Annotated in this window: 3 protein-coding genes; all 3 read right to left on the bottom strand. The window is 69.3% G+C overall.

The window, feature by feature from the left end:
• Positions 1-155: 155 nt before the first annotated feature.
• From AC1D1T_RS31390 to AC1D1T_RS31380, 3 genes are read right to left on the bottom strand one after another with little or no spacing between them, the layout of a single operon-like run.
• Positions 156-455 (bottom strand): PAAR domain-containing protein, encoded by a 300-nt coding sequence (locus AC1D1T_RS31390; RefSeq protein WP_465113107.1) that lies wholly within the window; start codon positions 453-455, stop codon positions 156-158.
• 19 nt (positions 456-474) lie between these two features.
• On the bottom strand, positions 475-2271 hold the full coding sequence (gene vgrG / locus AC1D1T_RS31385) for a type VI secretion system tip protein VgrG (protein WP_477993269.1): 1797 nt from the start codon (positions 2269-2271) through the stop codon (positions 475-477).
• Positions 2272-2283: 12 nt separating this feature from the next.
• Positions 2284-2979 (bottom strand): CIS tube protein, encoded by a 696-nt coding sequence (locus AC1D1T_RS31380; RefSeq protein ID WP_477993268.1) that lies wholly within the window; start codon positions 2977-2979, stop codon positions 2284-2286.
• Between the last annotated feature and the right edge of the window lie 88 nt (positions 2980-3067).

Genomic DNA, 3067 nt, shown 5'->3' with positions numbered 1-3067 from the left:
CGCCGGGTACGGTGGACAGCAGGATGCGCAGGCGCTCGCGCACGTCCTGGTCTTCCGACTCCGTCAGCGCATGCAGCGTGCGGCCGTCGAAGGCCGGCGGGAAGGCCCAGCCGGTGCCGAGGAAGCGCTTGTTGCTGTCGAGGCCCATGGTCGAGTCATCCACCGATCAGCACCGTGGGCCAGCCCATCGCGATGCTGCCGCCGTGCGCCGTCGGGTCGCCGATGCGCGCCGCCGGCTTGTTGGCGATCAGCACCGTGGTCGAGCCCTGGATGATGGTGTCGGGCGGGCCGACGCAGACCGCGCTGTCGCCGAGCACCGCGGCCGGCAGCTTGCCGATCAGCACCGTCGGAACGCCGGGGCCGACGATCGGCCCGCCGACGTGCGGGATCGGCGGCAGGCCGGGCGTGACCATCGGGCACACGTGCATGTCGGTGAGGCGGGCGGCGGGCGGCATGGCGGTGCTTCCGTGCAGGTCAGTTGAWCATCACCATCGCGCCCTTGACCACCGTCTGCCCGGCGGCCGAGAGCTCGGCGCTCGCGTTGCCCTTCGCGGTGAAGCCGACCTGGGCTTCGGCGGCGATGTTCAGGGCGCTGAGCTTGATGTCGGCCTTGGAGGTGACGGAGATCGCGCCGACCGCGTCGAGCGTGATCGTTCCCTTGGCCGTGATCTTGATGTCGCCCGGGCTGTCGAGCGTGATGCCGCCGGGCGCGAGTTCGACCTTGTTGCCGTTCTGGTCCTGCAGCAGGATGGATTTGTCCTTGTCGCTCAGCACGATCTTGTTGTTGCCGGGCGTGATGACGGTGATGACCTTGTCCTTCTCGTTGAACTCGAGCTTCGCGCGGCAGCGGGTGACGATGGCCTTGATGTCGTTGGCGGCCTCCAGCGGGTACGGCGTGGCCTGCTTGCTGCTGTAGAGGCTGCCGAGCACGACCGGGTGCGAGGGGTCGTCGGCGAAGTAGCCGAGCACCACCTCGTCGCCGACCTCGGGCAGGAAGAACGCGCCGAACGCATTGCTGGCGTGGAACTGCAGCAGCCGGGCCCAGATGCCTTCGGTGGCGGCCTGCAGCATCGGCAGCTTGACCTGCACGCGCTGTTCGCCGGCCGGGTCGGCGTCGAGCTTCATCACGATGCCGACCTGCAGGCCGTGCACGCCGGGCAGCAGGCCGGCGCCGGGTGGCGCGACCACGTCGGGGCGTTCGACGAACCAGTCGGGCGCGAGGCCGAACTCGGCCTCGGTGGTCCAGTTGCCGTCGGCGATCTCGTGGCGCAGGCCGGTGACGAACACCTTGCCGCTGAAGCGCGTGCCGACGCCGGCGAGCTCGATCAGGCCGCCGACGGTGGCGAGCGCCGAGCCCTGGAAGCTCATGCGTCCGCGCAGCCGCGCGAGGCCGGCCTTCAGCTGCTGCGCCTTGGCCCAGCTGGTGAGTGCGGCCAGCGGCTGCGGTGCGCCGGACTGCAGCCGCCAGGTGGGCAGGCCGATCACCTGGGCCAGCGTGGCGGAATCGATGTCGCCCTGCTTCGGCAGCGTGACCGGTGCGCTGGCGGTGCCTTCGAGCGCGGCCTGGCCCTTGATGTCCCACGAGAAGGCCTGGGCGCTGGCGAGCTGGCTGCGCGCGTCGAGGTCGGCCTGGAAGTCGATCACGTCGATGCCGTAGGTGACCGAAAGCGCCGGCTCGGCATCGACCGCAGGGGCCTTGACGGCGAGCTTGCCGTCGGTGGCGATGACGAGCAGGCCGTTGACCTCGGCGCGCGACAGCATGAAGTCCCAGTCGCTGCAGTAGTGCTGGGCCAGCTCGGTGTGGCTGAGCTCGGTGGCATCGGCCTCGATGCTCAGGCCGTGGTCGCCGGCCAGGGTCTCGATGATGGCGCTGTCGGTCTGGTCGATGAAGTTGGCGTTGTGCCGGCCGACGGTCATCAGCACGGCCTTGTCGCGGCATTCGACGATCAGGCGGGCGTCGTTGTCGCCGCGCACCTGCAGGCCGTGGCGCACGACGAGGCCTTCGAAGATCACGGTGGTGGGGGCCGACTGGTAGCCGGCCTTGATCGACAGCAGCACGCCGGGCTTGAAGTGGGCGGCGTCGCTGAGCGGGAACTTGCGGTTCGGCATGTCGCCGTCGGCCAGTTCGATGCGGGCCGAGGGAACGCTGTTGACGCCGCGGCGCACCGAGATCGAGATGACGTCGATGGTCGCGTCGAGTTCGGTGCCGTCGGAGCTGAGCGACAGGCGCACGACGCCGTCGGCGTTGTCGAGGGGGGAGACGCCAGGCATGGGGTGATCCGACTAGGCGGGCCGTGCCGCCATCGCCAGCGTCGTGCCGGGCGTGAGGGCCATCAGGCTGGGCAGGTTGTTGGTGCGCGCGACCGCGGGGGCCGCGGCGGCGCTGCCGCAGTGGTCGGCGCACAGCTGGGGCAGCGTGTCGCCGTCGACGACGGTGACGCTCGTGACGCTGGTCTCGGGGCTGCGGTTGGAGACGAGCTGGGCCTCCTCCTTGCTCATCGCGCCGAGGAAGCTCAGGTCGACGCGGGCGCGCAGCGGTTCGCCGCTCGGCTTGAAGAGGGTGTACTGCGTGTTCATCGATTCGAGCCGGCCGAAGAAGATCAGGCTGCCCCACAGCAGGCGCACGAGGGGCGGTTCCTGGGTGTCGGGCAGGTACTGGAAGGCGACCGCATTGAGTTTCTTCATCTTCGTGCGCACTTCTTCGCGCTTGCCGTTGGCGCCGGGCGGGACGATGCCGGTGCCGTCGAGCACGAGGGCGAAGCTGACGTGTTCATCTCCGACCGCGGCGAACTTCGGGGTGGCCTGGGGATCGCCTTGGGTCTTCTTCTTGTCGTAGGTGATGCCGGTGGTGTGCTTGAAGTCGGCCGGGTTGATCTGCACGGTGAAGGTCGCCGATTCATCGAGCTTGACGGTGCCGCCCTTCAACGTGAAGCGCGTCATCACCAGGTGCGTGAGTTGGCCGAGGCGATCGGTTGGCATTTGATTGCGTCTGTCTGTTTGATTGCTTGGTGCGCGTGRGCGRGGCGGCCGGGGGCAGGCTGTGGGGGCTCAGCTGGAGCGGTCGGCC

Source organism: Rhizobacter sp. P2_H3, from assembly GCF_056403355.1.
The sequence above is the reverse complement of the archived record's forward strand: the minus strand, read 5'-3'. Positions and strand labels throughout refer to the sequence as shown.